Genomic DNA, 23,978 nt, shown 5'->3' on the forward strand with positions numbered 1-23,978 from the left:
CCATTTTCAATCTACCGAATATCTGAGCATCAGATCATCCCCGATCGTCTCCATCTGTTTTAACGTCAACATCACGGCTTCCGCCGGATGCGCCACACCGATCCCGGAAACCGGAGTCTTCGCACCGGCACCGCCGAAGATCTTCGGTGCGATAAACGCGCAGATCTCGTTTACGATCCCGGCTGACAGCGCCGCGTCATTTAAGGTACCGCCGCCCTCTAAAAGTACACTGTCGATACCCTGGCTTCCGAGATATTCCATGAGCTTTCCAAGATCCACACGCCCGTCTGCGTCCGGGACCGACACAGTCTCCACGCCGGCCGCGTGAAGCTGTTCCTCTTTCTCTTCCGCTTCTTTACAGCCTTCCCCGGAATGCTCCCCCGCATACGCTACGATGGTCCGGTACTCCTTTGCCGTCTTCACGATCTGTGAATCCATCGGGATCCTGAGTCCGCTGTCGCAGATGATCCGCACCGGGCTCTTCAGCCCGGGGATCCGGACGTTCAACATCGGATCGTCTGCCAGGACCGTGCCGATCCCCGCCATGATCCCCATATACTGGTGGCGCAGCTCCTGCACCTTTTTCCTTGCACTCTCTCCTGTGATCCACTTGGAGTCACCGGTCCGCGCAGCGATCTTTCCGTCCGCCGTCATGGCGTATTTCATGACCACATAGGGCGTTTTCTTTGTGATATAGTGGAAGAACACCGGATTTAACGCATCGCATTCCTCCCGCATAAAGTCCTCTTCCACCCGGACTCCCGCTGCTCTTAAGATCGCCGCGCCTTTTCCTGCCACCAGGGGATTCGGATCTCTTGAACCGATCACAACTCTTGCGATCTTCTGCTCGAGGATCGCCTCCGTGCAGGGAGGTGTCTTTCCGTAATGGCAGCACGGCTCCAACGTCACATAGAGTGTCGCGCCCTCCGCGCTTTCCGTGAGCGACGCAATGGCATTTCGCTCCGCGTGGAGTTTTCCGCACCGCTCATGATAACCTTCCCCTATGATCCTTCCGTCTTTCACGATCACAGCTCCCACGAGGGGATTCGGGCTCGTCCAGCCAAGTCCCCCCTTTGCAAGCTCAATGGCCCGCAGCATATAATCCCGGTCCGTCATCTTTTTCACTCCTCTTTCCGCAAACCTGCCTTACAGGCACAATCAGAAAGTTCCATAGGAATTTTCTGTTAAAAAAACCTGTAAAGTAGATGCCTACAGGGTTTTCCATATTCGGTCCGTTGTTTCATCCGGAAATATAAATTTCCGTTATTCCCAGCTTTTCCCGGATCCTTTTCATTAAAAAAGCCCTGAAACAGTTTCCTATTTCAGAGCTACTGATCCGATCTTCCGCGATACGGAATCTCTCGATCCTGTCCTCTTTTTCGAACACCGGATCGCTTCCGCATATCACAAACAAACCTGAAATTCTTCTTTCATCCAGACTATACTGTCGGCCCCGGAATCTCACCGGATCATGCCTCTCGGCTCGCGGGCTTTACCGCCGGTAGGGACTTGCACCCTGCCCTGAAGACTTATTATTGAATTGTCCTATCGCTGACCGTCATTTCCATCAGCGGTTGTTTACAATATACTCCCGTTCTCCGTATTTGTAAAGTATTTTCGATAGGAATTTTTGTCATTGCCAGACAATATTTCCAGACAGCCCAATCCATATCCCTGACCGGCTCCGCAGTCCAGAAAGATCTTATCGTCCCTTATGATCATATCTCCCGCGTACTGTGTTCCATATTTGAATGTCGGCGTGTGTCCCACTATGGCAGTCATTCCCGCTGGAAGCCGGTTATCCGCGTCTGGTGATTCATATCGGTTTATGAGGACATCATAATCCGCTGTTTTTCTTTTCCCACCCGGATCTTTTTGCACTGCTAGAAGTTCTTTTTTCATTTCATCATCCGGCGCTCCGTGAATCAACACATACTTTCTGCCGCAGATCTCCATGGCTGCCCAGAGCGGCATCGTTTCGATAAACTCCAGAACCTTCCTGCGTCCTGTCTCTGACAGCATATTCATCTGCCTGATGATCCCCGCCCCGTCTCCGGCCACCCAGGGCCGCATCGTGGAATCCGGGATCCCGGCCGCGCGGTCTGTTCCAAAATACTGTAAGAGCCGCTGTTCATGATTCCCTCTCAGCGCCAGAATATTCTTATGTTCCATCACAAAGCACAAAAGTCCCAGGGAATCCGGTCCTTTCGCCACAAGATCCCCCAGGATCACCATCCGATTCGCATCCGTAAACCGGATCTTTTTCAGTATTTGCAGAAAGGGAATAAAATATCCATGAATGTCACTCATCAGATACAGGTTCCCGCTCATGCCGCTGTCTCCGGGCCGTACACATAGAGACGGTCCCCTTCCACATTCACGTAGCCTTCCGTGCCTTTTTCCAGATAGTTACGGCTTAAGAAGCAGAGCGGTTCTCCCATTCCCATCTTCGCCATAACGCGGTAATAATCCCCCTCGAAGGAGGAATACTCGACCGCCACCGGAAAACTGTTCTCCTGCCGCTCGCTTCCGGTCCACACCGTGTTCTCCGCGCGGAAGCGGACAGTCACCATGTCATCTTTGCGGATTCCGTTTCTTCCGAGTGTTCCGCAGACACTGCCACCGAGATCGATCTGCGTGCCGCCATCCTTCCTCGCGTATCCATGTACCCGGTTTCCGGCACCTAAAAGAGCCGCCACCGACTCCGTTCCCGGATTCCTGTAACAGTTTTTCGGGGAATCGATCTGGTCGATATTTCCCTTGTTCATGATCACGATCCGGTCCGCCATCGCGAACGCCTCCGACGGGTCATGGGTGACGTGAAAGACGGTCGTCCCAAGCTTCCGGAACAAGAACGCCATTTCGGTTCTCATCTCCACACGGAGCTGGACATCCAGATTGCAGAGCGGCTCATCCATCAGGAGAATATCCGGCTTCGTGATCAGTGCCCGGGCGATCGCGACTCTCTGCTGCTGACCGCCGGAAAGCTCCGCCGGATACCGTTTTTCCAGTCCCTCCAGATGCAGAAGCTTTAAGAGCTCCTGTACCCGCTCCTCGATCTCCTCTTTTCCGGTTTTGCTCCGCTTTAAGCCGTAAGCGATGTTATCATACGCTGTCATATGTGGCCACAGTGCAAAATCCTGAAACACCATGTTCATATGGCGTTTCTCCGGCGGTAGGACTTTTCCCGCCTCAGAGATCATCTGCCCGTTCATAGTCACGCGTCCGCCATCGGGAGCCAGCATGCCTGCGATAATGTTCAGCAAGGTGGACTTTCCGCAGCCGGACGGACCCAATACGCTGATGATCTCGTTTTTATGGACTTCCATGCTGATTCCCTTAAGCACTTCCGTCTTTCCAAAGCTTTTTGTCAGATCTTCTATTTTTAAGATGACTTCCTGTTTCTGAATCTCCATATATTCCTCCAAAAGCAGTTAGCGTGTACCCTATAAAGTCTCCCACTGTATCTGCTTTATTTCCTGATCGTCTAACTATTCTGTACCTTCATCGTTACCCGCTTATTTTCTTTCTGCCCCCGGAAGAGCTTCACCACAGATCCGGCTGCTCTTCTTCTCTGGAACAGCTGAGAATAAAGCGGTAAAAGCTCCATCAGTAAAATGAGAAGGACCACGATTCCGCCGCCAAACACCGTTGCCGCCGCAGAATATCCGAATTTCAGATTTTCCACTCCTTTGCTGATGTAGACCGGCAGTGTCTGATAGTTCGGCGGATAGAGGATCGTATTGATCGCAAGGTTGAACACGCTTCCGCCAAATGCGGATAAAAATGCGGACAAAACGGTTGCTTTTAAGAGCGGCCAGAGAATCGTCCGAATCCGCGTGATAAGACCGGCGCCGGAAAGCCGGGCCGCAAACAGGATCGGTCTCGGGATCTTTGCCATACCGCCGGTCAGAACTCTCGTGATGACCGGAATCGCCGCCGCAACGCTGGCAAGGACAATGATCCTGGGCGTTCCGTACATCTTAACCCCCATGGATTCGATCCATCGCTGGTTCCATACAAAGATATAGCCGATACCTAAAACGACTCCCGGCACTGCTAACGCAACCAGGGACAGCACATCGATCACGCGCTTTAAAACGAAGTCTGAATAGTTCAGCACATAGGAAACGAAAAATCCGAGAACCAGCCCAATGATGGCTGCCGCAAAGGCAATCATCAAGGAGTGTTCCAGACCATTTAAGAGCTCTTTGCTGTCTACGATGACCTTCTCATAATTCTTTAACGTGAAACTGAAATTTGCAACGGAGATCGAGTCGGAGAAGGACATGACCACTGTGGAACCAAGCGGCACAAACAGTGTGATAAATGCCAGAAATGCCCCTAAGAAATCGAGGATGATCCCGACTCCAAATGCAGGGCGGACCGGCACCGCCTTCACGGTTCCCGTATCAAAGAAATCGTACCGCTTTTTACCAATGATCCTGTACTGGACGATCATGGCTGCGATGATGATCAGTACCAGATAGAAGGATAACACACCTGCCATATCCAGGCGGATCGGGGAACTGTAAAGCGCCGTATAGATCGCGTATGGCAATGTCGGGAAGCGATATACTCCGGAGATCGCTGCCGGAAGTCCGAAATCACCGATCGTATCCATAAAGATCAAGATCGCCGCGGAACAATAGGCCGGAATGCATAAAGGTGCCTGCACAGTCTTCCACTCTTCCCACGGAGATGCCCCATTCATTCTTGCTGCCAGAGACAGCCGTTCCGGTTTCCACTCCAGGGCCGCCTTGATCGTCACATAAGCAAAGGGGAACTTGTTGAGTACCATGATAAACACCAGCCCCGGAAAGCTGAATACCAGACTGTTTATGTTGTTCCAGTGAAGCCAGGACCTCGCGATCCCGTTTCCGGAAGCGAAATAGACCCAGCCCTGGGCAATGATGAAGGACGGCATGATCATCAGGATCCACGCCGCGATGTCTAAAAGTTTCGCTGTCTTAAACTCCCATTTTACCCGGAAATTTGCAAGAAACGCCCCAAACACCGTGCCAAAAAATGTTGTCCAGATGCCAAGAGACATGGAATTTCCGAGTGCCTTATACCAGAGCGGTTTTTCAAAGACCTCAAAGAGCAGGCTCATTCCATCTGCTTTTTCCGTATTTCCAAAAAATCCGGGACTTACGATCTGTAAAAGAACGGCCCCTAGCGGCAAGATAATTAAAACAGCAAGCACGGAAAGGATGATCCAGCCGATCGCCCCTTCTGCCTGTCCTCTATGTGCTGCGCTTCTTAATTTTCCACTATTTCGCGGACTCATCTGCAAACCACTCCTTGATCTCTGCTTCGTGTTCAGATGCCCAGGATGCCTCTGCATAGACAAGCTTTCCATCTTTCTCGCGATCTTCTTTTTCGTTTACGCCTGCAACGGACGGTTCAAAATATCCTTCATCTCCCGCATCCACCAGCTGCTGCTGTGTCTCCGGCTGTAAAAGGAATTCGATGAATTTCTTCGCAACCTCCGGCTGATCCGTCTTCGCGCTGATCGCTGCCACACGTACAGATGCCGGTGCGCCTTCTTCCGGCCAGATGATGCTGATCGGCTCTCCGGAAGCGATCATGCCGTATGCGTTGCTCTCCTGAAGTCCTGCCACCGCGATCTCACCGCTGGCAAGCGCCTGAACCACCTGCGGGTTCTTTGGGTAGACCTTTAAGCCATTTTCGAATAATGAGCCGAAGTACTCTTTTCCGCTATCCATTCCCTTCGAGTTGAAGAAGTATGACACGAAGGGATATGCCGGAGCCGCTACGCTCGGATCTGCGATTCCGATCTTATCTTTATATTCCGGTTTTGCGAAGTCTTCCCAGGTCTTCGGAGCTGTTTCTTCTGTGAAAACATCATTCCTGTACGCGATCACGCCTGCCGCGTGTGCCCCGGTCGGATAGTATGCCTTGTCCGCCGGAACGATCTCCTTAAAGAAATCGGTGAGGTTTCCCGCATTAGATGGTTCCCAGTCCGTGAGAAGCATTCCCTTCTTTCCGAGAGAGTTGATACTTGGCATGGAATCCAGCCATACGATATCCCACTGTGGGTTGTCGCCCTCCGTCTCGATCCTTGCAAGTGTCTCCGCACCGTTTCCTGCTACGACTTCCACGTCATATCCGGTCGCCTTTTTAAACATCTCCGGAATAATATCATCGAAGTCGTTTAAATATACTACAAGCGGTTTGGTCTGGGACACCTTCCCAGCCGTCTCCGCCACAGTTGTTGTCTCTGCCGCCATCGTCCCTGCTGCTGTCGTTGTCTCCGAAGCCGCTGTGGTCTCCGCTGTTTTCGCACCGCAGCCGGTCATGGATGCCGCCGCCATCAGTCCCGCCATGGTAAGTGCTGTCAGTCTTATTTTTTTCATAATGTGTTTCCTCCTGCAGATCGTCTCTGCCTTTTTCTTTTATGCCTGTCTGTCAGTTTCTGTCTTTATCCTATGCGTCCTCTGTAAAATCTGGTGCCGTCATCACCTAAAGCCTGTGTAAAATCTGTGTCAGGTATGCTTCCGAAAATCCGGAAAGTTCCAGAGGTATTTCTTGCAGATCACTGCAATTCTTAGTATACTTGATCTATCAGGAGGGTGTCTTATGTTTAATTTTAATTTCTATACCCCGACCCGCGTCGTATTCGGAAAAGAAACCGAATACCGGATCGGAAAGCTTGTAAAAAATGTCAACTGTAAAAAAGTCCTGCTCCACTACGGAAGCGGCAGTGTGATCCGCTCCGGTCTTCTCGGACGGATCAAAGAGTCCCTGGACGCGTCCGGAGTCACCTATGTGGAGCTTGGCGGTGTTGTCCCAAACCCACGTCTTTCCTTAGTCCGCAAGGGGATCGAGCTCTGCCGAAAGGAGGGCGTTGATTTTCTCCTTGCGGTAGGCGGCGGCAGTGTCATCGACTCCGCGAAAGCCATCGGTTACGGTCTCGCGAACGACGGTGATGTCTGGGATTTCTATGAGCACACCCGTCAGGCATCCGCATGCCTTCCGATCGGCGTTGTTCTGACCATCGCGGCTTCCGGAAGTGAGATGAGCAACAGCTCTGTTATCACAAACGATGAAACACTGGAAAAACGCGGCTACAACAATGATATCTCCCGCCCTGTATTCGCTGTCATGAATCCGGAGATCACAATGACTCTCCCGCCGTACCAGACAGCCTGCGGCTGCACCGATATTCTGATGCATACCATGGAGCGCTATTTCACAAACGGCGGAAATATGGAGATCACCGACGCCATTGCGGAAGGTCTTATGCGCACCGTGATCACGAACGCGAAGATCCTTGTGGACGATCCAGACAACTATAACGCGAGAGCCGAGGTGATGTGGTCCGGAAGTCTCTCTCACAATGGCCTCACCGGCTGCGGAAACGACGGCGGAGACTTCGCCTCCCACCTCTTAGAGCATGAGATCGGCGGAATGTTCGACGTTGCCCACGGTGCGGGACTGGCGGCGATCTGGGGCAGCTGGGCGAGATATGTGATCGACAGCTGCACTCCGCGTTTTGCGAAATTCGCAGTGAATGTCATGGGTGTTGAACCTGGAAAAGATGATATGGAGACGGGTTTAAAGGGGATCGAGGCCATGGAAGACTTCTACCGTGCCATCAGTATGCCGACAAACTTAAAGGAACTCGGGATCGATCCGACAGAAGAACAGCTTGAGACCATGGCGAAAAACGCGAGAATCGCTGCAGGCGGCCCGAAGGGATCCGCGAAGAAGCTGGAAGCGGAAGATATGCTTAAGATCTATCAGATGGCTGCAGGAAAATAGCAGAAATCTATCAAAATCGCATGAAGAAAACCGGGATGCCGCCTATCTGCGCAGCATCCCGGTTTTCATATAATACCATGAATCCTTGTTTTTTATAAAAAACGTGCCTTGGCACATTCTCGCACCTCGCGCGGTCGCTTGCGACAATCTACATCTTCGCGTGAGTGCGCATCTTTGGAATTCCTCGGAATTTCCTGTTACATAAAATAAGACTGCCGTCCAGCATAAGCCTACTGATACGGCAGTCAATTTTTTCATCTACACGTAATCTCTGACCAAAAAGACCGGCTTGATCGCCATGATCTCATCGAATTCCTCCTGAGTGACGGATACATCCGCGTTGGTCTTTTTCAGATCATTTTTTACAACGTCAAACGCGTCCTCCACAGACTCAGCGCGCCCCTCACGGACAGCACGCTGCATCCGCTCTACAGTCACCGGATGAAGGTAACAGGCCGGAACCGGAAGTCCGAGATGGAGACTGTCCACATAACCCGTAACGGCTTCTTCCGCCGCCGCAAGACGTTTTTCGATAGCTTTCCGGTTATTCGTACTCGTCGGCATGACATTCGCTCCGGAGAACAGAAAGATCGCCGCCATTCCAAAGAGGACAAAGTATACGGCAAACGCGTCGTGATTCATAAAGGAGAATACGCCGTATGCAAGCGCCGCCGCCCCCATGACCACCATGAATAAAGCGAGCCATTTGTAAAACGGCTTTGTCTTCTCATACGTTCTCTTTTTCTTTGCCGCGTTGGTGAGCTCTGTGAACAGGGACAGACGCTTCGTGAGGGCTGCTTTTGCCTGCTCCAGAACATTTACCGTCTCCTTCGCCTGCTCAGAAAGCGGAATGAGACATTTCTCCGCCTGTTTTTTCTCAGCTTCCGCAAGGCGCTTTTCCGCCGCTTCACTCACGATCTTTATCTGCGGGAACCGCTCCTTCACGGATGCCACGAAAGCGTCAACCTGATCCTCATATTTAAAGTTGCACTGCTTTTCCTTACCGTCCTCATAGACAACCACCAGATACGGGATGGTGGCAAACAGGCCTTTTCCGGTAAATCCACCTTTGCTCATCGCCACGCGCTTAAAGACACGGGAGACGGAAGATACCGGGATGTAGAAGCGCCGCTCCAGATAAAAACTGTTGAGGTATAATGCCTCTTTTCCGATTCCGCAGGGACCGATCTTCTTACAGTGCTTTTTGTCCTCTGAAAGAATACTCTCCGGAATCTCTTTTTCTCCAAGTTTTGCCGGTTTTAAGAACATAACTCTCGCCTCCCAAATACTGAATAACCAGTATAAGCTGCCCTCAGCCTTTCACCGGGGCAGCTTATACTTTCTGCATCATCTGCAGTCAGACACTCCCAGCTTTGCAGCCTGTCTTTCGTGTCATTATAATCTTACATTATGCTGTCTGTTTCTTCGTTGCGCGGATGAAGATTCCAAGGAATACGACCGCAAGTACGATACCTACCGGGTACGCAACTGCAGTACCGAGGTTTAAGCACTCTTTTGCACAGAAGAAATATGTCATGGAAACAGCGCTCATGAAGGTTGCCGGAACTGCTGTGAGCCAGTAGTTCTTCTTTGCCTTGTAGAGGTACATGCTTGCTGTCCAGAGAACGATCATAGCCAGTGTCTGGTTTGTCCAGCTGAAGTATCTCCATACGATGCTGTAATCCATATGTCCAACGATAGCGCCGATTCCAAGTAACGGTACGCAGAGAATCAGACGGTTCTTCCAGTTCTTCTGGTCAACCTTGAACCAGTCAGCAAGTGTTAAACGTGCGCTTCTGAATGCTGTATCACCGGAAGTGATCGGGCAGGCGATAACACCTAACATAGCAAGAGCAATGCCGACACCGCCCATGGTCTTCTGGCAGACATCATAGATGGCTGCGGACTGACCGTTCTTCATGATCTCTGCGAGACCTGTGTTTAAACCACCTGTCACTTCGTAGAGAGAGCATCCTGCTGCTGCCCAGATCAGGGCGATAATACCTTCACATACCATTGCGCCGTAGAATACGAAATGACCCTGTTTCTCAGACTTCATACAACGCGCCATAAGAGGTGACTGTGTTGCGTGGAAACCGGAGATCGCGCCGCAGGCAACGGTGATGAACATGAAGCTCCATACCGGTGTTCCGCTCGGATGCATGTTTCTGAAATTGCTCCAGATCTCCGGGATCACATATTCCGGTTTTGTGAAGATACCAAAAGCAACACCGAGTGCCATGATGATCAGGCAAATACCAAAGATCGGATAGACCTTACCGATGATCTTGTCGATAGAAATAAAGGTCGCGATAAAGTAGTAAGCCAGAATGATCCAGAGCCACATCTCTTTGTTTACGACCAGACCCTGTGCTCCGCCATTGCTGAACAGAGTTACGATCAGACCGGCCGGACCAACTGCGAAAACAGTACCGACCATGACAAGAAGTACAACACTGAATACACGCATCACGTTCTGCATCAGGCCGCCGAGGTAGATTCCGCATACCTCTGAGATCGAAGCACCATCATTTCTCTCGGACATCATGCCGGAGAAGAAGTCATGAACACCGCCGGCAAAGATCGTACCGAAGGTGATCCACAGGAATACGATCGGTCCCCACAATGCACCCTGCATGGCTCCGAAGATCGGGCCCAGACCAGCGATATTAAGAAGCTGGATCAGGAAGAGCTTCCATTGGGGCATGACTACGTAGTCGACACCATCGTTGATTCTGACTGCCGGTGTCTCTCTGTCATCCGGACTGAAAATGTTATTTACGAGGTTGCCGTAAACAAAGTAACCTCCGATCAAAAGTGCCAGACAGACGAGAAAACTAATCATACAAATCCCTCCTTGAACATACATTATGCTTAGTTCTTTTTCTTCAAGCAAATGCATTATAGTATATTTTGCACAATATTTAAAGGTGGTCTGCATGAACAGCATGGTTATCTGCACAAACGGCACTCCATTCGTCATGAACGGAGTGCCGCAGCTTCTCTTTCTGTCAGCTGATCTTCAACAGCTGTTTTAATGTTTTCAGTTTTTCTCTTCCCACCGGGAGTTCCCGGCTCTCATACCCCTTCATATGTACGGAAAGTCCGTTTCCGCTGCCTGCGAAAAGTTCCGAAATAAATGACAGATTTATAAGATAGCTCTTATGGATCCGGAAGAATCCGAAGTCCGCCAGCTTTTTCTCAAGTTCTCCCAAAAGCTGGTTGACCTCATAGGATCTCGATGTGGTATGGACCACACACCCGTGTCCGTCGGTCTCCGCATACACGATCTGGGCGATCTCCAGAAACAGGATTCCGTGGCTGGCCGTCGCAGGGATCTTGCCGAATACCGTTGCTTCGCGCCTCTCTTCCACACCTGCGTTTTCCTGCTCTGCCCCCTGTTTTTCTGCTGCTGCCGGTTCCGTTTTTTCCTCCTGCTCCTCCATTTTCCCCGCGGAATCACGTTTTCCTTCCCCAATGCATTTTTTCACAACATGGTGCACCCGCTCCGGATCGAACGGTTTTAAAATATAATCATCGATCTCCATCTCGTATGCTTTCGCAGCATACTGGGAATAGGCGGTGGCAAAGACGATCTTCGCCCCGGGAAACAGTCTTTTTGCCGTGGCCGCCAGCGTCGTCCCCTCCATGTCCCCGAGGTCCATATCCACAAAGATCAGATCAAACGAATCCGCCTCATTAAACATCTTTAAGGCGTCCGATCCGCTCTCTGCTTCCGTGATCTCACAGTCCGGACGCACTTCCTTCACCCTGCGGATCAACATTTTTCTTGCCGGTCTCTCATCATCGATCACTGCGATCTTCAAAACATCTCCCCCTGTCTCTCATAATTTCCCCAATGTATAAAATAGTCCGGTCGTAACTGTTCAGTAGGTCTGCGCACTTGCTGCGCTGACCGTAAGAAAACATAGGCTGGAAGGCAAAAATCCCATCAGCGAAGCTGATCTGGAATGGATTTTTGCACGTAACTATGAAGGTACTGAATAGTTACGTCCGGTCACAGTATTTTCCTGTCAGCTCTCTGCCTGATACGGAATACAGAACGAAACATCCGCCCCGTCATCCGTATTCCGGATCTCCAGCCCATAACGCTTTCCGTATGTACTCTTCAAACGCTCATTCACATTTTTTAATCCCACGCTGCCGGTCTTGTTTCCGGTCAGGATCCTCTCTGCCTCTTCCGGTTCAAAACCTTTTCCATGATCCCTGACTCCGATCCTCACCAGCTCCTCCCCGGGCCCGCTTTGCACCCGTTTTGCTGAGATCTCCACTCTGCGCACCCCGTCCGCGCTGTTTCCATACCGGACAGCATTCTCCACGATGGGCTGCAGGATAAAGGACGGGACCTGACAGGAGAGACCGTCTTCCACGTTGATCTCCACCCGGAGCTTCTCCTCAAATCTCGCCTTCTCGATCTCCAGATACGTCCGGACATGGTTGATCTCCGTATCGATATCCAGCATGTACTGGTCGTTCTCCAGAGTCTGACGGTAGTAGGACGCTAACGTTAAGATCAGGTCACTGGCCTTTCCCGCATCCTCATCGCAGATGCAGGAGATCGTATTCAGCGCGTTGTAAAGAAAATGCGGGTTTACCTGAGACTGCAGCGCCTTAAACTCCGCTTTTTTCCGTAATTTTTTCTGATATTCCACATTGTAGACCCCTAACTGTGTGGAAAACATCTTCGCGAGTTCCTCCAGAAAATCCCCGATGCTTCGTTCCACACGGCGTCTCTTTTTCACGACAATGGACAGACTTCCGATCTTCTCATCTCCGGTCATGACCGGAACTGTCACCGTCACGAGGGAGTGAAACAGCGACCGTATATCCTCATCGAGATCTTCCTCCCAGATACATTCTGCTTTCATTCCTTTTGCCGGTCCTGTCAGATGTTCCAGAAACTTTTCCCGGCGGAAACGGCTGTCATCGATCAGGGAACTCACCGCCAGAACTTCCTTTTCATCCGTGATGATCACCGCCTGACATGGGATCTCACCAAAAATGATATCAGTCACAGCTTCCATATTTTCCCGCTTTCCGAAACCTTTTCTCAGATAGACGAGACTCTTGTCCGCGATCCCCATGGAAAGACGCATCCGCTCCGCAAACAGACTGTCCTCTCGCATATATACCATATCAAAGGTCTTGAAAAAGAGCACCATTCCCACAGAATTCATGACGATCATCGGGACGGCAATCTTTCCCACAAGCTCCATGGCCGCGCCGAGAGGCTTCGAGATCATCAGAATGATCAACATCTGCAGGATCTCCGCCTCGGCAGTCAGGAAAAACAGATCAATGCTGTCCATCTCTCCTGCCTTGTACTTTTTATAGACCAGACTTCCCAGCACGCCTTCCACCAGGGTCGAGACCGCGCAGGAAGCTGCTGTAAAGCCGCCAATATCAAACAGGAACCGGTGGGCTCCGGCGATGAGTGCCGTCATCATTCCGACAAACGGTCCTCCCAGGATCCCTGCTGTCAGGACGCCGATGACGCGGGTATTGACGATGGCCCCGCCGGTCTTTGTCCCTGTGTAGGTCGACACGATGCTGATGGCACCGAAGATCACTGCCAACGCCATCTTCTGGATGATCGTGCTGCTCTCTCCCCGGAACAGCTTCCGCACCGATGCCATATTGGTGAGCAGCGTTGCCAGAAGCACCAGCAGTCCGATATTTAAAAGCATGTTGAAAAACATGGTTCCTGTCATAAAGCTCCCCCTGTCCCCGCAGACTGAATGTTCTTGTCTGCCTCTTTCACATGTTTTTATCATATCACATTTTTCTGTTTATTTGTTCAGAAAATGTGAAGCGTGGTCGCTTGCGACAGTCTACATCTTCGCGCGAGTGCGCATCTTTGGCACGTCAGTGCCTTTTTATGTAACAGGGAATTCCCCGGGATTTCCTGTTACATAAAAAAACTCCGGAAGACCTGGGCTTCTTCCCTCAGGTCTTCCGGAGCTTTGCACACCGACCGTAAACCAGGCCGGTATTTTCCTTATGAATTGTAGATATCCTCGTTTAACATTCCCTCGGATTTCGCAACGTAGATTGCAGTTGCGGAGTCGCCGACAACGTTAAGCGCCGTTACTAACATCTCGATCGGGCGGTTGATCGCAAGGATCAGGCTGTATGCTAAGAGTGCACCGTCGTTGATGTAGCCAAGACCGGAAAGGATCGTGAACAGGATGATCGCGCCTGCGCCCGGAGCTGCCGGTGTACCGGCGGATGCGATCAGGGCTAAGAGAGCGATCACAATGAGCTGGGACAGGGTTACATTGTAGCCTGCGCAGCCTGCGATGAACAGAGTCGCAACGACCTGCATGATCGCGGTACCGTTCATGTTGATGGTCATACCGAGCGGAAGTACGAAGGAAGCGATCTTCTCATCAACACCGAGCTCCTCTGTGGTCGTCTTCACGTTAAGCGGAAGAGCAGCCGCACTGGAGGAAGTGGAGAATCCGAATACTGCTACACGGAAGATCTTCTTTGCGAACTTCACCGGATTCTGCTTTGTTGTAACTGCTACAAAGATCGGGTATCCTACGAAGAGGAATAAGAGAAGCAGGATAACGGTTACGACAACGTATGCCAGAGCCGGTTTTAAGTGATTGATTCCGTATGTCGCGAATGTTCTTGCAAGGAGAACGAAAATTGCGAACGGACCGAACTTTGTAACAACGTAGTTTAAGAATACAACAACGATATCGTTTACTTCTGTGATGAGCTTCTTTAATGTTGCGCTCTTCTCGTCGCCGACTGCCTTCATGCAGAGACCGAGGGAAACCGCTAAGAACACGATCGCGAGAACGGAAGTGTTTGTGCTGAATACCGCTGTGATATTGGACGGAACAATGTTAAGGATCACATTTAACGGGTTGGAACCGGTAGATCCGGCGGAACCTTCAAGACCCTCCACCTGAATATTGAATACACCTGCATTGTAGATCATGATTCCGACTACGCATGCCATAAGTAATGCGAAGAAAGAGCAGATCAGGAAACCTGCGATCGTTTTTACGGAAATTCTGCCGAGAGTTCTTGTATCGGAAATCTGTCCGATCGCAAGTGTGATGGATGTGAATACCATCGGTACGATGACAAGCTGTAAAGAACGGATAAACAACTGACCGATAATATAGAAGATACCGAGTGCCTTTTCAGCGCCTGCAGCTGTGATATCCTGGAACAGGATGCTGTTGATCGTTGCCCATACGGCTTCCTTGCCTGTGCTGTTGAGGTTTTCTCTTAAGAACATTAACAGAAGACCTGCTACCAGACCGCAGACGAGGGAAATACTCATTCTGACAGCGAGTGAACTTTTCTTTTTCTCCATGTAATCCTCCTTTTTTTACCGCGCAACACACCCGGAAACATAAGCTTTGGGGCGGCTCTCCAAAACATTCCTGATATGCGGATACAGGCTTAGACTCATTGCCCGCATAAAAATCTCCGGGACACTGACAGGTTTTTCTCGATCCCTGTCAAACTATCCCGGAGATTATATCGTAGTCTGAGCAATTCCGCAAGTAGGAATTTCAAATTTCTTTATGTTTTTTTTACAGAAATTTTATTTACTGGAATCGGCTGCCGGAACAGGCTCCAAAGTCTGTGTCTGATCCAGTGCCGCATTTAACTCCCGGAACGCCGCCGCGAGATCCTGCTCGTTGCCGTCTGTGTCATAGATCCTGCCGTACTGCTCGTGGGAATACATTTTAATATTGTCCAGTGTCACGCTTCGGTCTGTCGTGATCGAGAGATTGTAGTTTTCCTGCCACGGGATGGAACACTCATAATTTCCCGCTTCCGTCACCTGGACCGACTTTTTAGCGTCACCGATCTGGAAGGTGACCTTCGCTGCACCGTTCTTCGGTGCCGCCCAGAATTTTACATAGATCTTGTCCCTTTTTCCAAGACGTCCATGAACATTCTGGCTGAGCACACTGTCTTTTGCCAGAGTGACTGCCTTTGATCCGTCATGTTCCGTTTTCTCAACCTTTCCGGTGGTATCCCAGCCTGTCAGTCCCAGAGCGAACTGGCCATTGTATACACAATCATTTACATAATTCCGGTATACCCAGAGACCGTAGCCGCAGGTAGTATCCTTTAAGATCGGAGCGGTATTCTTCACAAAGTCCGCCACCTGGGACTCCTCGATCTGGGTATTGTAGGAGAATGCCTCTGTGGAATCCATATAGAGGAACTGCTCCATAAAATACTTCTTTCCGCTCTTTTCCACCAGACCGTTCATGCTGTTCTGCATGGATGCCAGCGCTGTTTCCGCGGAAATATGGTCTCCTACGTTCTGCTGTCCGAGGGACACGCTGTACATAAGAGCGGAGTACTCGGCATCGGCACACGGATACGTGGCGGAGTGGGAATAGTAGGTATAGCTTCCGTCCAGCTGGTAGATCGGGTCTCCGTCGGACCGGACCTCCATGGATAGTCCGGGGAACACTTCCTGACTCTCGGAAAGGAGCTTATTTAAAAAGCTGTCATAGAACTCAAAAAACAGCTTCGCCTCCGGGCGCTTTCTCTCCGGGATCCAGATCTCGGAATAATCCTGGAATGTCTTTCCGTAGACCGCGCCGACCTCCGCAAGGGAATAGTGGGCCTTCAGGTAATCCTGATATCCGCATCTGGATGCCAGACGGATACTGAGGGCTCTTGTGAGATCCCGGTCCATGTTTGACGTATAGTCCCAGAAGTCCTCCCAGGTAATAAATCCACCCTGAAAGTTCCCGTAGTCGGATACCCGGTCATAGATCGTCTTACAGTAATCTATCCACATCTTCCTGTCATTGCTTCCGTCCTGCACCACACCGGCATATCGCTCCGGAAGGGACGCTTCACCGCTGTAATCCCAGCAGTAACCGATCCGCAGCGTCACCATAAGTCCGTGGTCATCCGCACACTTCATGACCTGATCGAGCTTGGCGAAAGCAGCCTCATTGTACATATTTCCCATATCCCCCGGCTGAAACTCTCTCCACGGGATCACGAGAATGATGCTGTTGAAGCCGTCCGCCTTGATGCGGGCAAAATTTGCCCCCATGTTATCATCTTCAGTTCCCCAGTAGTTGATCGGCCAGGCATCACCGAAGTAGGTCACGGATTTTAAGTATTCCGGAAACGCCGCCTGCGCTTCCATCCGAAGTTCAGGGATCCCCGCCATCAGGGCTGCGGCGGCCAAAAGCGCTGCCGCTGGTCTTGCCAGTTTTCTTATGTTCATACGATCACCTTTTATAACTGTTCTTCACAGCTTCCTTTTTTGTTTCTGGTATGCATCGGCACACACCGATTCCCGTTTACTATACCACAATGTAAAAATTTCTGCAAAATTTATCCTTAAAAAAATTCCGCAAAATTTATCCTTGACTAATTTAAGACTTACGGGGATACTTTCATTAGAAAGATCGTAACGGTTCAGCAAGCTGCGCGCTGACCGCACTGGTCGCGCCGGCCGTACTCGCCGCAGTAAAACGCAGACTTTACGGTACTGGAGCGTTGCGAAGTATTTATTAAAGGAGGACCTTATAAGCATGGAAAAATCAACGGTTTATTTTACCGATTTCCGGTGTTCGGTTGGAACCAGCCAGTTGGACAAGCTGAAAAAGCTCTGCGTTACTGCAGGGATCAAAAACATTGACATGGACGGAAAATTCGTCGCGATCAAAATGCATTTCGGTGAACTTGGAAACCTCGCCTTCCTTCGTCCGAACTACGCAAAAGCGGTAGCAGATCTCTGTAAGGAACAGGGCGGCATGCCGTTTCTGACCGACTGCAACACCCTGTATCCGGGCAGCAGAAAAAATGCTCTGGATCATTTAGACTGTGCAAACCTCAATGGCTTCAACCCGATCTCCACCGGCTGCCAGATCATCATCGGTGACGGTCTTCGCGGAACTGACGAGGTGGAGGTTCCGGTCGTGAACGGAGAATACTGCAAGACGGCCTTCATCGGCCACGCGGTTATGGATGCCGACGTCTTTATCAGCCTGACCCATTTCAAAGGTCATGAATCCACCGGTTTCGGTGGTGCCATCAAAAACATCGGTATGGGCTGCGGAAGCCGTGCCGGAAAAATGCAGCAGCATGCAAGCGGAAAGCCGTCCGTCCGTGAGAAGCTCTGCCGCGGCTGCAGACGCTGTGCGAAGGAGTGCGGAAGCGATGCTATTACATATGTAAATAAGAAAGCCGTCATCGATTATGACAAGTGTAAAGGTTGCGGCCGCTGTATCGGTGCCTGCAGCTTTGATGCTATCTACAACCCGAACTACAATGCCAACGAGCTTTTAGACCGCAAGATGGCAGAGTACGCGCAGGCTGTCTGTTATGACCGCCCGTGCTTCCATATTTCCCTTGTGCAGGATATCAGCCCGAACTGTGACTGCCACGTTGAAAATGATGCCCCGATCCTTCCGGATATCGGAATGTTCGCGAGCTTCGATCCGGTGGCTCTGGACCAGGCCTGCGCGGATGCCTGTCTGAAGGCAGCTCCAATCGCCAATAGCCAGCTCGGGGAACATCTCTCCCAGCCGGGATGGCACTGCCACCACGATCACTTCAAGGATTCCAATCCGAATATCGAATGGCAGGCAACTCTCGATCAGGCGGAAAAGATCGGTCTCGGCACAAGACAGTATGAGCTGAAACGGATCTGATCGGGATTTTTCATAAAAAATGGGGAGAAGTTCCATTTTACGGAACTTCTCCCCACTTTTTATGTACGATTACAATGCGTCATTCCTTTCACGTTCGCCGGAAAGATCTATTCACGCTCAATCGCATCCATCAATTTTTTACATCTTCATTCCAAGCGCTCTCGGCTTGCAGCCGTCCGGGATCGGGCAGTGATAGGTGTCGCCATCCAGCTCCTCCTCCATCTCCGCTTTCGCCTTCGCGATGATCTCCGGATCCTCATACATATCGATCGCTGCGCCTGCCATTGCCTTCGCCGCGTAGATCAGTCCCTTGTGTGCCAGTCCGCTCTTGCCCTGGGAAACGACCTGCCAGGAGTGACCAGGTGTTCCAGCCGCCCATGTAGCAACGTAGGCCTGAGCAGTCGGACAATTCCAGCTCACATCACCGACGTCCGTGGAACCGAAGGACATGATTCCGTCCGGGTTGAACGGAGCGACAAAGCGGTACATGCTCTCGCCCTTATGAGAAAGGACTTCCGCCTTAGCTGCTTTGTCCTTGCAGTTCTTTGCGATCTTCTCTAAGGACTCAAAACGGCTGTCGCCAACGCCCTCACTGATGGCTTTGGCAAACTTCATCTCCTCTTCCGTGTACTCCGGAGCGCCAAGCTCCACAAGGTTGTCCCAGAGTTCCTTCGCGATCACCTTGTTGCTCATGAGGTTCGAGCAGCCCTTTACGAAATCGATTTCCACACGGGTCTCTGTCATATGGGCAGCGCCCTCAGCGATCTTGTTGACACGCTGATAGATCTCCTCCACCTGGCTGTTCTTCGGTGCACGGATCAGATACAGAACCTCCGCGTACGGCTGTACAACGTTCGGGGAGTATCCGCCGGTGTTTGTGATCGCGTAGTGGATTCTCGCCTCCGGAACCACATGCTCTCTTAAGAACTGTACACCCATGTTCATAAGCTCCAGCGCGTCAAGGGCGCTTCGTCCAAGATGCGGTGCGCCGCCTGCGTGGGCGCTCTTTCCATAGAATTTATACGCTACCTGATAGTTTGCGAGGGAGCTTCCCGTGTCGGCCTGCGTTAAATCTCCCGGATGCCATGTGATCGCGGCGTCAAGGTTTGCGAACACTCCGCCTTTCGCCATAAATGCCTTTCCGGATCCGCCTTCCTCACCCGGGCAGCCAAAATAGATCACGGTTCCCGGTTTTCCGCTTTCTTCCAGATACTTTTTGATTCCGATCGCCGCAGAGAGAGACGCTGTGCCGAGCATGTTATGTCCGCAGCCGTGTCCGCTGGCGCCATCATGCACAACGATCTTCTCGGTAGCTCCCGCTTCCTGATCCAGTCCGGACAGGGCATCGAACTCGCCTAAGATACCGATCACAGGTTTTCCGGAACCGAATGTGCCCTTAAATGCTGTCTTTACGTCCGCAAGACCTGTCTCAACTGTAAAACCTTCTGCTTTCAGAACATCGCAGAGGATCTTCATCGACTTTTCTTCCGTGAAGGCAGTCTCCGCGCAGCCCCAGATCTCGTCGCTGGCGGTAAAGATCTCGCTGGATTTCTTATCAATTTCTTCCCAAGCTGTCTGTTTTCCCATCTCCATATCACCTTTCTTGTACATGATTTCCGGCCGTTGTCCACGCTGCCCTTTCATTTTCCGATCAGGCAGCTCTCAAAATTTAATTTTCGAGTTGTTCTGAATTTTTATATAAATCCCAACCAGTTATCAATAATTATACTATCGCATCCGTCAATGCGCAACCTTTTTCATGTTTTGTGCCTAAAGTAAATGTATCATTTCGGATGTCCGCAAATTTTCCCTCTATTTATTTTGGTTTTCTCAGCTTTCCCTGCCGCACATATTTTCTGTTCTGACTGCGCGAAGAGGGGTGGAATTTAATTTTGCAGGTGGGGCTTCTTACTGTTGGCACATCCTCTTCTTGAAAACTGCTTGCGCTTTTATACCTGCGATGGTATAATTCATAGGTAATGCCCTGTGATACAGGGCGAACGTGAACACACTGGAGGTATCCACATGAACTGGAGTATCGTAGCAAATGTCATTCTTGTCATTCTCCTGATCCTTGTCGTTGTCCTCGCTGTGCTTTACTTCCTCGGACGTAAGATGGAAAAGCGCCAGGTAGAACAGCAGAGCGCGATCGATGCCGCTAAGCAGACCGTGAGTCTGATGGCGATCGACAAGAAAAAGTTGAAAATAAAGGAAGCCGGACTCCCGCCGATCGTTTATGAGCAGACTCCATGGTATGCAAAGCGGATGAAGGTTCCGGTAGTAAAAGCAAAGATCGGCACAAAGATCATGACCATGATCGCCGATGAGAAAGTTTTCCTTCAGCTCCCGTTAAAGACTGAGGTCAAAGTTGTGATCAGCGGTCTCTATATCACAGAGATCAAATCCGTTCCGCGCGGAGGACTGATCCCGCTTCCGAAAAAGAAAACTCTCGGTCAGCGTATCAAAGGAATTTTCAAAAAAGACTAAATCGACAAGAACAGACGAAACAAAAGATCCGCTCACGGAATGGCTGGACAAGCCATCCGATGGGCGGATCTTTTTCTATCTGCCGGCTTCTTCCTTCCCCTGCCTTTCAGACATACCGACAGCAAAATACCCGGTGAGACACGAGCGTAAAAAGCTCATGTTTCATCGGGTATTTCATACATCTTATCATTTACTTAGATCAGTCCTACCGACTTCATAAAGAAGATCCACAGGAATAATGTAAACATGGACACCGCCGTACTGATCACGACAAACTGTCCGGCGAGTTCTCCGTCTCCGCCCATGTTCTGGGCCATCGGATAGGAAGCCGCAGCGACCGGTGTCGCGTAGACTGCGATCAGAAGGAATAACTCAAGACCACGAAGGCCAAATGCGTATGCGATCGCAATAATGATCGCCGGAAGAAAAAACAGCTTGCAGGTAAGCGTCGGAACCAGGTACTTGAGGTTCTTCCGGATCGCACGGAACTGCAGCGTTCCGCCGAGTACATAGATCGCCAGTGGGGAAGTCATATTGGAAAATGCTGCGATCGGAGTCACAAGACTTCCCGGAAGCTTGATCCCAAGGAAAAAGAAGATCAGTCCGACAACCGCACCCTGCAGCAACGGGTTTGTCACCACCGCCTTCAGGGTCTTTTTGATATCCGATTTTCCCTCTCCGTTGAACATCTCAAGAATAAACACGGAAGTCGTGTTGTAGATCGATACGACAACGGTTACCATCATCGCGGCGATAGATGCCGCGGAGTCTCCGAATACTGCGATCGTGAGCGGGAGTCCGAACAATACGAAGTTGCTTCGGAAGATTGCCTGAATGATAACGCCTCTTCTCGGGTTCTCCTTTACGATCTTCGGAACGATCACGATCAGGATCGCCTCCACGATCAGGATGCTGGCACCTGTAAAGATCAGCAGCAGCGGACGCGGCAGAGATTCCGCATCCGCCTTATAGATATTGTAGAAAGTCATGAACGGATAAAATACCCGGAAAACCATCTGGTTCAGCTTCTGCAGAAATTCTTCCGATACAACACCTTTGATCTTCATCGTGTATCCAAGAGCCAGATAACAGAAAAACGGGATGACTGCGTTGACCGCGACTAAAAAACTCTCCATACCTCTTTTGAATCCTCTCACAGCCGGACTGTACTGTTGGATCTGCGAGCATACAGATCGCTAGTCAGCTGCGCCCTTTCTTATTTATTTGTGTGAACAGCCCGGATCTCATCTTCCGCGCCGTTCCATCCGCTATAGCTGCAACCCCCATTTCCTTTCCGGTCCGGCACGATGCCAGAATACCGGACCGCTGTGCAAACCGCAATATGCAAAGAACTTCTTTTCAGGAAATTCCTATCCGTGAAAAGTAACAAATAACGTTCTTAGTCTTTTACCACGATTCCCAGAACCTCATCCTTTTTTGAAGATGCCAAGATCTCCGTACTGCAGTCAAATGCGTACTGCCCGTTCATCTCCATCGAATATTTGATCTTCAGAAGGATTGATTCCTCGTCCTCCGCAATCTCGAGAAACGAAGTTGTGATCCCCATCAGAAACAGTCCCATCGGAGTCCGGTAATTTGCCGTCGTCCGTTTTCCCGGCTCAAAGATCATGTGGCTGTCCACAAGTCCCCTTTTTGTCACTTCGATCCGGTTTTCCATGATCTTCACCGTATTGTGGGTCGGCTCCCCCGTCTCGTCAAGCGATTCATCGTAGATGAAATACTGCTTGCCGTTCTTCTCATAATACGTCCCCGGAGTGATCATCTCGACCGTGTCCTCTTCCTCACCGATCGTCTGAGTTCCCCGGACACGGACAAGAATATCCTTTGTCATATAAAACTCCCCTGATATATTGTTTTCGCAGATCTCACCATGATCCGGAATCGTCTGCGTGACTGATAACATCTGGACTTTCTGAATGATCCAGTCGTTTTATCTCTCGTATCTCTTAAAAGCATGGTTGATCAGATCATCGATCAGCTGCTTCTTATTTACGCCTCTTGCCTCCCATAACATCGGGTACATACTGATGGCGGTGAAGCCCGGAAGCGTGTTGATCTCATTGAATACGACCGTTCCGTCTGCCTTCACAAAGAAATCCACGCGGGATAAGCCGTAGCCGTCCACCGCATTGAAGATCTTGACCGCCGCCTCACGGACGCGCTCGGTTGCTCCGTTCGGAAGTTCCGGATCAACAACCGTCTTGGACTCTGCATTGTAATACTTTGCATCAAAATCATAGAACTCAGCCGCAGCCAGAATCTCACCGACTCCGGATGCCTTAGTGGAAGCGCCGTCACCGAATACGCCGCACTCGATCTCACGGCCGACGATCATCTCCTCGACAAGCATTCTGCGGTCATTTGCTGCTGCTTCCTTTAAGCCTGCGATCAACTCTTCCCTGTTATCCGCGCGGGTCACGCCTCTGGAAGAACCTGCATTTGACGGTTTTACGAATACCGGATACGGGATCTCTTTCTCGATCTTTGCGACAACAGCATCTATATCCTTTAACTCTTCCTTCAATACCGGAACATATGCCGCCTGGCAGATTCCGAGTCCGTTTACCATGCGCTTTGTGGAAAGCTTATCCATGGAGACTGCGGAAGCGAGAACGCCGCAGCCGACATACGGGATCTTCGCAAGTTCCAGGATTCCCTGAACCGTTCCGTCTTCCCCGTAAAGTCCGTGAAGGACCGGGAATACAACATCAACCGGAACTTTCTCGAATTTTCCGTTTTCTGTGACAATGAGACATTTCTCCTTTGCGTCCGGGGACAGGACTGCGCCCGCCTTTGCCTCTCTCCAGGTATCGTCCTTGATCTGAGCTAAAGAATCTACCTTTAACCAGTGACCATCCTCTGTGATTCCGACAAGGATGACGTTATATTTCTCCTGATCGATGTTTGCTGCCACATTCTGTACAGACATACAGGATACTACATGTTCTGATGACTGTCCGCCAAACAGGACAACGATATTTTTCTTTTCCATGATGA

General features: G+C 50.6%; 18 protein-coding genes and 1 riboswitch. Of the genes, 3 read left to right on the top strand and 15 right to left on the bottom strand.

The annotated features are described in order from the left end of the window. Nucleotides 1-6: 6 nt before the first annotated feature. From ribD to ACI3EW_RS14115, 5 genes are all read right to left on the bottom strand, one after another. Nucleotides 7-1,116, bottom strand: coding sequence for a bifunctional diaminohydroxyphosphoribosylaminopyrimidine deaminase/5-amino-6-(5-phosphoribosylamino)uracil reductase RibD (gene ribD / locus ACI3EW_RS14095; RefSeq protein ID WP_118530928.1), 1,110 nt, complete (start codon nt 1,114-1,116; stop codon nt 7-9). Between the two features lie 302 nt (nt 1,117-1,418). After that, nucleotides 1,419-1,533, bottom strand: a riboswitch (FMN riboswitch). A gap of 45 nt (nt 1,534-1,578) precedes the next feature. Next, nucleotides 1,579-2,331, bottom strand: a complete 753-nt coding sequence (locus tag ACI3EW_RS14100) for a metallophosphoesterase (RefSeq protein WP_118530931.1) — start codon at nt 2,329-2,331, stop codon at nt 1,579-1,581. After that, a complete protein-coding gene (locus tag ACI3EW_RS14105; protein ID WP_118530934.1) occupies nt 2,328-3,416 on the bottom strand; it encodes an ABC transporter ATP-binding protein in 1,089 nt (362 codons plus the stop codon). The genes ACI3EW_RS14100 and ACI3EW_RS14105 overlap by 4 nt, the downstream gene beginning before the upstream one ends. 71 nt (nt 3,417-3,487) lie before the next feature. Next, the gene (locus ACI3EW_RS14110; RefSeq protein WP_118530936.1) at nt 3,488-5,290 is read right to left on the bottom strand and encodes an ABC transporter permease; all 1,803 of its coding nucleotides are present in this window, start codon (nt 5,288-5,290) and stop codon (nt 3,488-3,490) included. After that, entirely contained in the window at nt 5,274-6,380 is a 1,107-nt protein-coding gene (locus tag ACI3EW_RS14115; protein ID WP_021904516.1) for an extracellular solute-binding protein, read from the bottom strand. The genes ACI3EW_RS14110 and ACI3EW_RS14115 overlap by 17 nt, the downstream gene beginning before the upstream one ends. Before the next feature lie 223 nt (nt 6,381-6,603). Here ACI3EW_RS14115 and ACI3EW_RS14120 point away from each other — a divergent pair, with 223 nt between their 5' ends. Next, nucleotides 6,604-7,788 carry an iron-containing alcohol dehydrogenase gene (locus tag ACI3EW_RS14120; protein ID WP_118530938.1) on the top strand — a complete coding sequence of 395 codons (1,185 nt, stop codon included), beginning with the start codon at nt 6,604-6,606 and terminating at the stop codon, nt 7,786-7,788. Nucleotides 7,789-8,046: 258 nt separating this feature from the next. Here ACI3EW_RS14120 and ACI3EW_RS14125 read toward each other — a convergent pair whose 3' ends face one another. From ACI3EW_RS14125 to ACI3EW_RS14150, 6 genes are all read right to left on the bottom strand, one after another. After that, nucleotides 8,047-9,057 carry an ATPase P gene (locus tag ACI3EW_RS14125; protein WP_405580716.1) on the bottom strand — a complete coding sequence of 337 codons (1,011 nt, stop codon included), beginning with the start codon at nt 9,055-9,057 and terminating at the stop codon, nt 8,047-8,049. A 139-nt stretch (nt 9,058-9,196) separates the two neighbouring features. Continuing rightward, nucleotides 9,197-10,633: a carbon starvation CstA family protein gene (locus ACI3EW_RS14130; protein WP_118530942.1), complete on the bottom strand. Its 1,437-nt coding sequence runs from the start codon at nt 10,631-10,633 to the stop codon at nt 9,197-9,199. Between the two features lie 166 nt (nt 10,634-10,799). Then, a complete protein-coding gene (locus ACI3EW_RS14135; protein WP_118530944.1) occupies nt 10,800-11,615 on the bottom strand; it encodes a LytR/AlgR family response regulator transcription factor in 816 nt (271 codons plus the stop codon). Nucleotides 11,616-11,822: 207 nt separating this feature from the next. Further along, nucleotides 11,823-13,520 carry a LytS/YhcK type 5TM receptor domain-containing protein gene (locus ACI3EW_RS14140; protein WP_118530946.1) on the bottom strand — a complete coding sequence of 566 codons (1,698 nt, stop codon included), beginning with the start codon at nt 13,518-13,520 and terminating at the stop codon, nt 11,823-11,825. A gap of 287 nt (nt 13,521-13,807) precedes the next feature. After that, complete coding sequence (locus ACI3EW_RS14145) at nt 13,808-15,145, bottom strand: dicarboxylate/amino acid:cation symporter (protein ID WP_118530948.1); 1,338 nt, start codon at nt 15,143-15,145, stop codon at nt 13,808-13,810. Between the two features lie 234 nt (nt 15,146-15,379). Further along, nucleotides 15,380-17,041, bottom strand: coding sequence for a glycoside hydrolase family protein (locus tag ACI3EW_RS14150; protein WP_118530950.1), 1,662 nt, complete (start codon nt 17,039-17,041; stop codon nt 15,380-15,382). Between the two features lie 310 nt (nt 17,042-17,351). On the opposite strand from ACI3EW_RS14150, the gene ACI3EW_RS14155 reads away from it, so the two are divergent. Continuing rightward, nucleotides 17,352-18,473 (top strand): DUF362 domain-containing protein, encoded by a 1,122-nt coding sequence (locus ACI3EW_RS14155; protein WP_118530952.1) that lies wholly within the window; start codon nt 17,352-17,354, stop codon nt 18,471-18,473. Between the two features lie 138 nt (nt 18,474-18,611). Here ACI3EW_RS14155 and ACI3EW_RS14160 read toward each other — a convergent pair whose 3' ends face one another. Beyond that, on the bottom strand, nt 18,612-20,060 hold the full coding sequence (locus ACI3EW_RS14160; protein WP_118531160.1) for a M20 family metallopeptidase: 1,449 nt from the start codon (nt 20,058-20,060) through the stop codon (nt 18,612-18,614). Between the two features lie 438 nt (nt 20,061-20,498). Between ACI3EW_RS14160 and ACI3EW_RS14165 the strand changes: the two genes are divergently transcribed. Next, entirely contained in the window at nt 20,499-20,960 is a 462-nt protein-coding gene (locus ACI3EW_RS14165; protein WP_118297187.1) for a hypothetical protein, read from the top strand. Between the two features lie 194 nt (nt 20,961-21,154). Here the strand turns inward: ACI3EW_RS14165 and ACI3EW_RS14170 are convergent, their stop codons facing one another. From ACI3EW_RS14170 to ACI3EW_RS14180, 3 genes are all read right to left on the bottom strand, one after another. Beyond that, complete coding sequence (locus ACI3EW_RS14170; RefSeq protein ID WP_118530954.1) at nt 21,155-22,096, bottom strand: AEC family transporter; 942 nt, start codon at nt 22,094-22,096, stop codon at nt 21,155-21,157. Nucleotides 22,097-22,359: 263 nt separating this feature from the next. After that, nucleotides 22,360-22,812, bottom strand: a complete 453-nt coding sequence (locus tag ACI3EW_RS14175) for a YwiB family protein (protein ID WP_182426782.1) — start codon at nt 22,810-22,812, stop codon at nt 22,360-22,362. Between the two features lie 99 nt (nt 22,813-22,911). Beyond that, nucleotides 22,912-23,973 (bottom strand): D-alanine--D-alanine ligase family protein, encoded by a 1,062-nt coding sequence (locus ACI3EW_RS14180; RefSeq protein WP_118530958.1) that lies wholly within the window; start codon nt 23,971-23,973, stop codon nt 22,912-22,914. Nucleotides 23,974-23,978: the final 5 nt, after the last annotated feature.

This window comes from Pilosibacter rotomagensis (genome assembly GCF_045062245.2).
In the GTDB taxonomy this organism is placed as follows: domain Bacteria; phylum Bacillota; class Clostridia; order Lachnospirales; family Lachnospiraceae; genus Pilosibacter.

Bases quoted from the DNA above. Each gene is read 5' to 3' on its own strand.
- ACI3EW_RS14170 (WP_118530954.1), bottom strand. From the start codon at position 22,096: ATGGAGAGTTTTTTAGTCGCGGTCAACGCAGTCATCCCGTTTTTCTGT.
- ACI3EW_RS14105 (WP_118530934.1), bottom strand. From the start codon at position 3,416: ATGGAGATTCAGAAACAGGAAGTCATCTTAAAAATAGAAGATCTGACA.
- ribD (WP_118530928.1), bottom strand. From the start codon at position 1,116: ATGACGGACCGGGATTATATGCTGCGGGCCATTGAGCTTGCAAAGGGG.
- ACI3EW_RS14165 (WP_118297187.1), top strand. From the start codon at position 20,499: ATGAACTGGAGTATCGTAGCAAATGTCATTCTTGTCATTCTCCTGATC.
- ACI3EW_RS14150 (WP_118530950.1), bottom strand. From the start codon at position 17,041: ATGAACATAAGAAAACTGGCAAGACCAGCGGCAGCGCTTTTGGCCGCC.
- ACI3EW_RS14180 (WP_118530958.1), bottom strand. From the start codon at position 23,973: ATGGAAAAGAAAAATATCGTTGTCCTGTTTGGCGGACAGTCATCAGAA.
- ACI3EW_RS14100 (WP_118530931.1), bottom strand. From the start codon at position 2,331: ATGAGCGGGAACCTGTATCTGATGAGTGACATTCATGGATATTTTATT.
- ACI3EW_RS14120 (WP_118530938.1), top strand. From the start codon at position 6,604: ATGTTTAATTTTAATTTCTATACCCCGACCCGCGTCGTATTCGGAAAA.
- ACI3EW_RS14130 (WP_118530942.1), bottom strand. From the start codon at position 10,633: ATGATTAGTTTTCTCGTCTGTCTGGCACTTTTGATCGGAGGTTACTTT.
- ACI3EW_RS14145 (WP_118530948.1), bottom strand. From the start codon at position 15,145: ATGGAGAAAAAGAAAAGTTCACTCGCTGTCAGAATGAGTATTTCCCTC.
- ACI3EW_RS14160 (WP_118531160.1), bottom strand. From the start codon at position 20,060: ATGGGAAAACAGACAGCTTGGGAAGAAATTGATAAGAAATCCAGCGAG.
- ACI3EW_RS14115 (WP_021904516.1), bottom strand. From the start codon at position 6,380: ATGAAAAAAATAAGACTGACAGCACTTACCATGGCGGGACTGATGGCG.
- ACI3EW_RS14110 (WP_118530936.1), bottom strand. From the start codon at position 5,290: ATGAGTCCGCGAAATAGTGGAAAATTAAGAAGCGCAGCACATAGAGGA.
- ACI3EW_RS14125 (WP_405580716.1), bottom strand. From the start codon at position 9,057: ATGTTCTTAAAACCGGCAAAACTTGGAGAAAAAGAGATTCCGGAGAGT.
- ACI3EW_RS14175 (WP_182426782.1), bottom strand. From the start codon at position 22,812: ATGACAAAGGATATTCTTGTCCGTGTCCGGGGAACTCAGACGATCGGT.
- ACI3EW_RS14140 (WP_118530946.1), bottom strand. From the start codon at position 13,520: ATGACAGGAACCATGTTTTTCAACATGCTTTTAAATATCGGACTGCTG.
- ACI3EW_RS14155 (WP_118530952.1), top strand. From the start codon at position 17,352: ATGGAAAAATCAACGGTTTATTTTACCGATTTCCGGTGTTCGGTTGGA.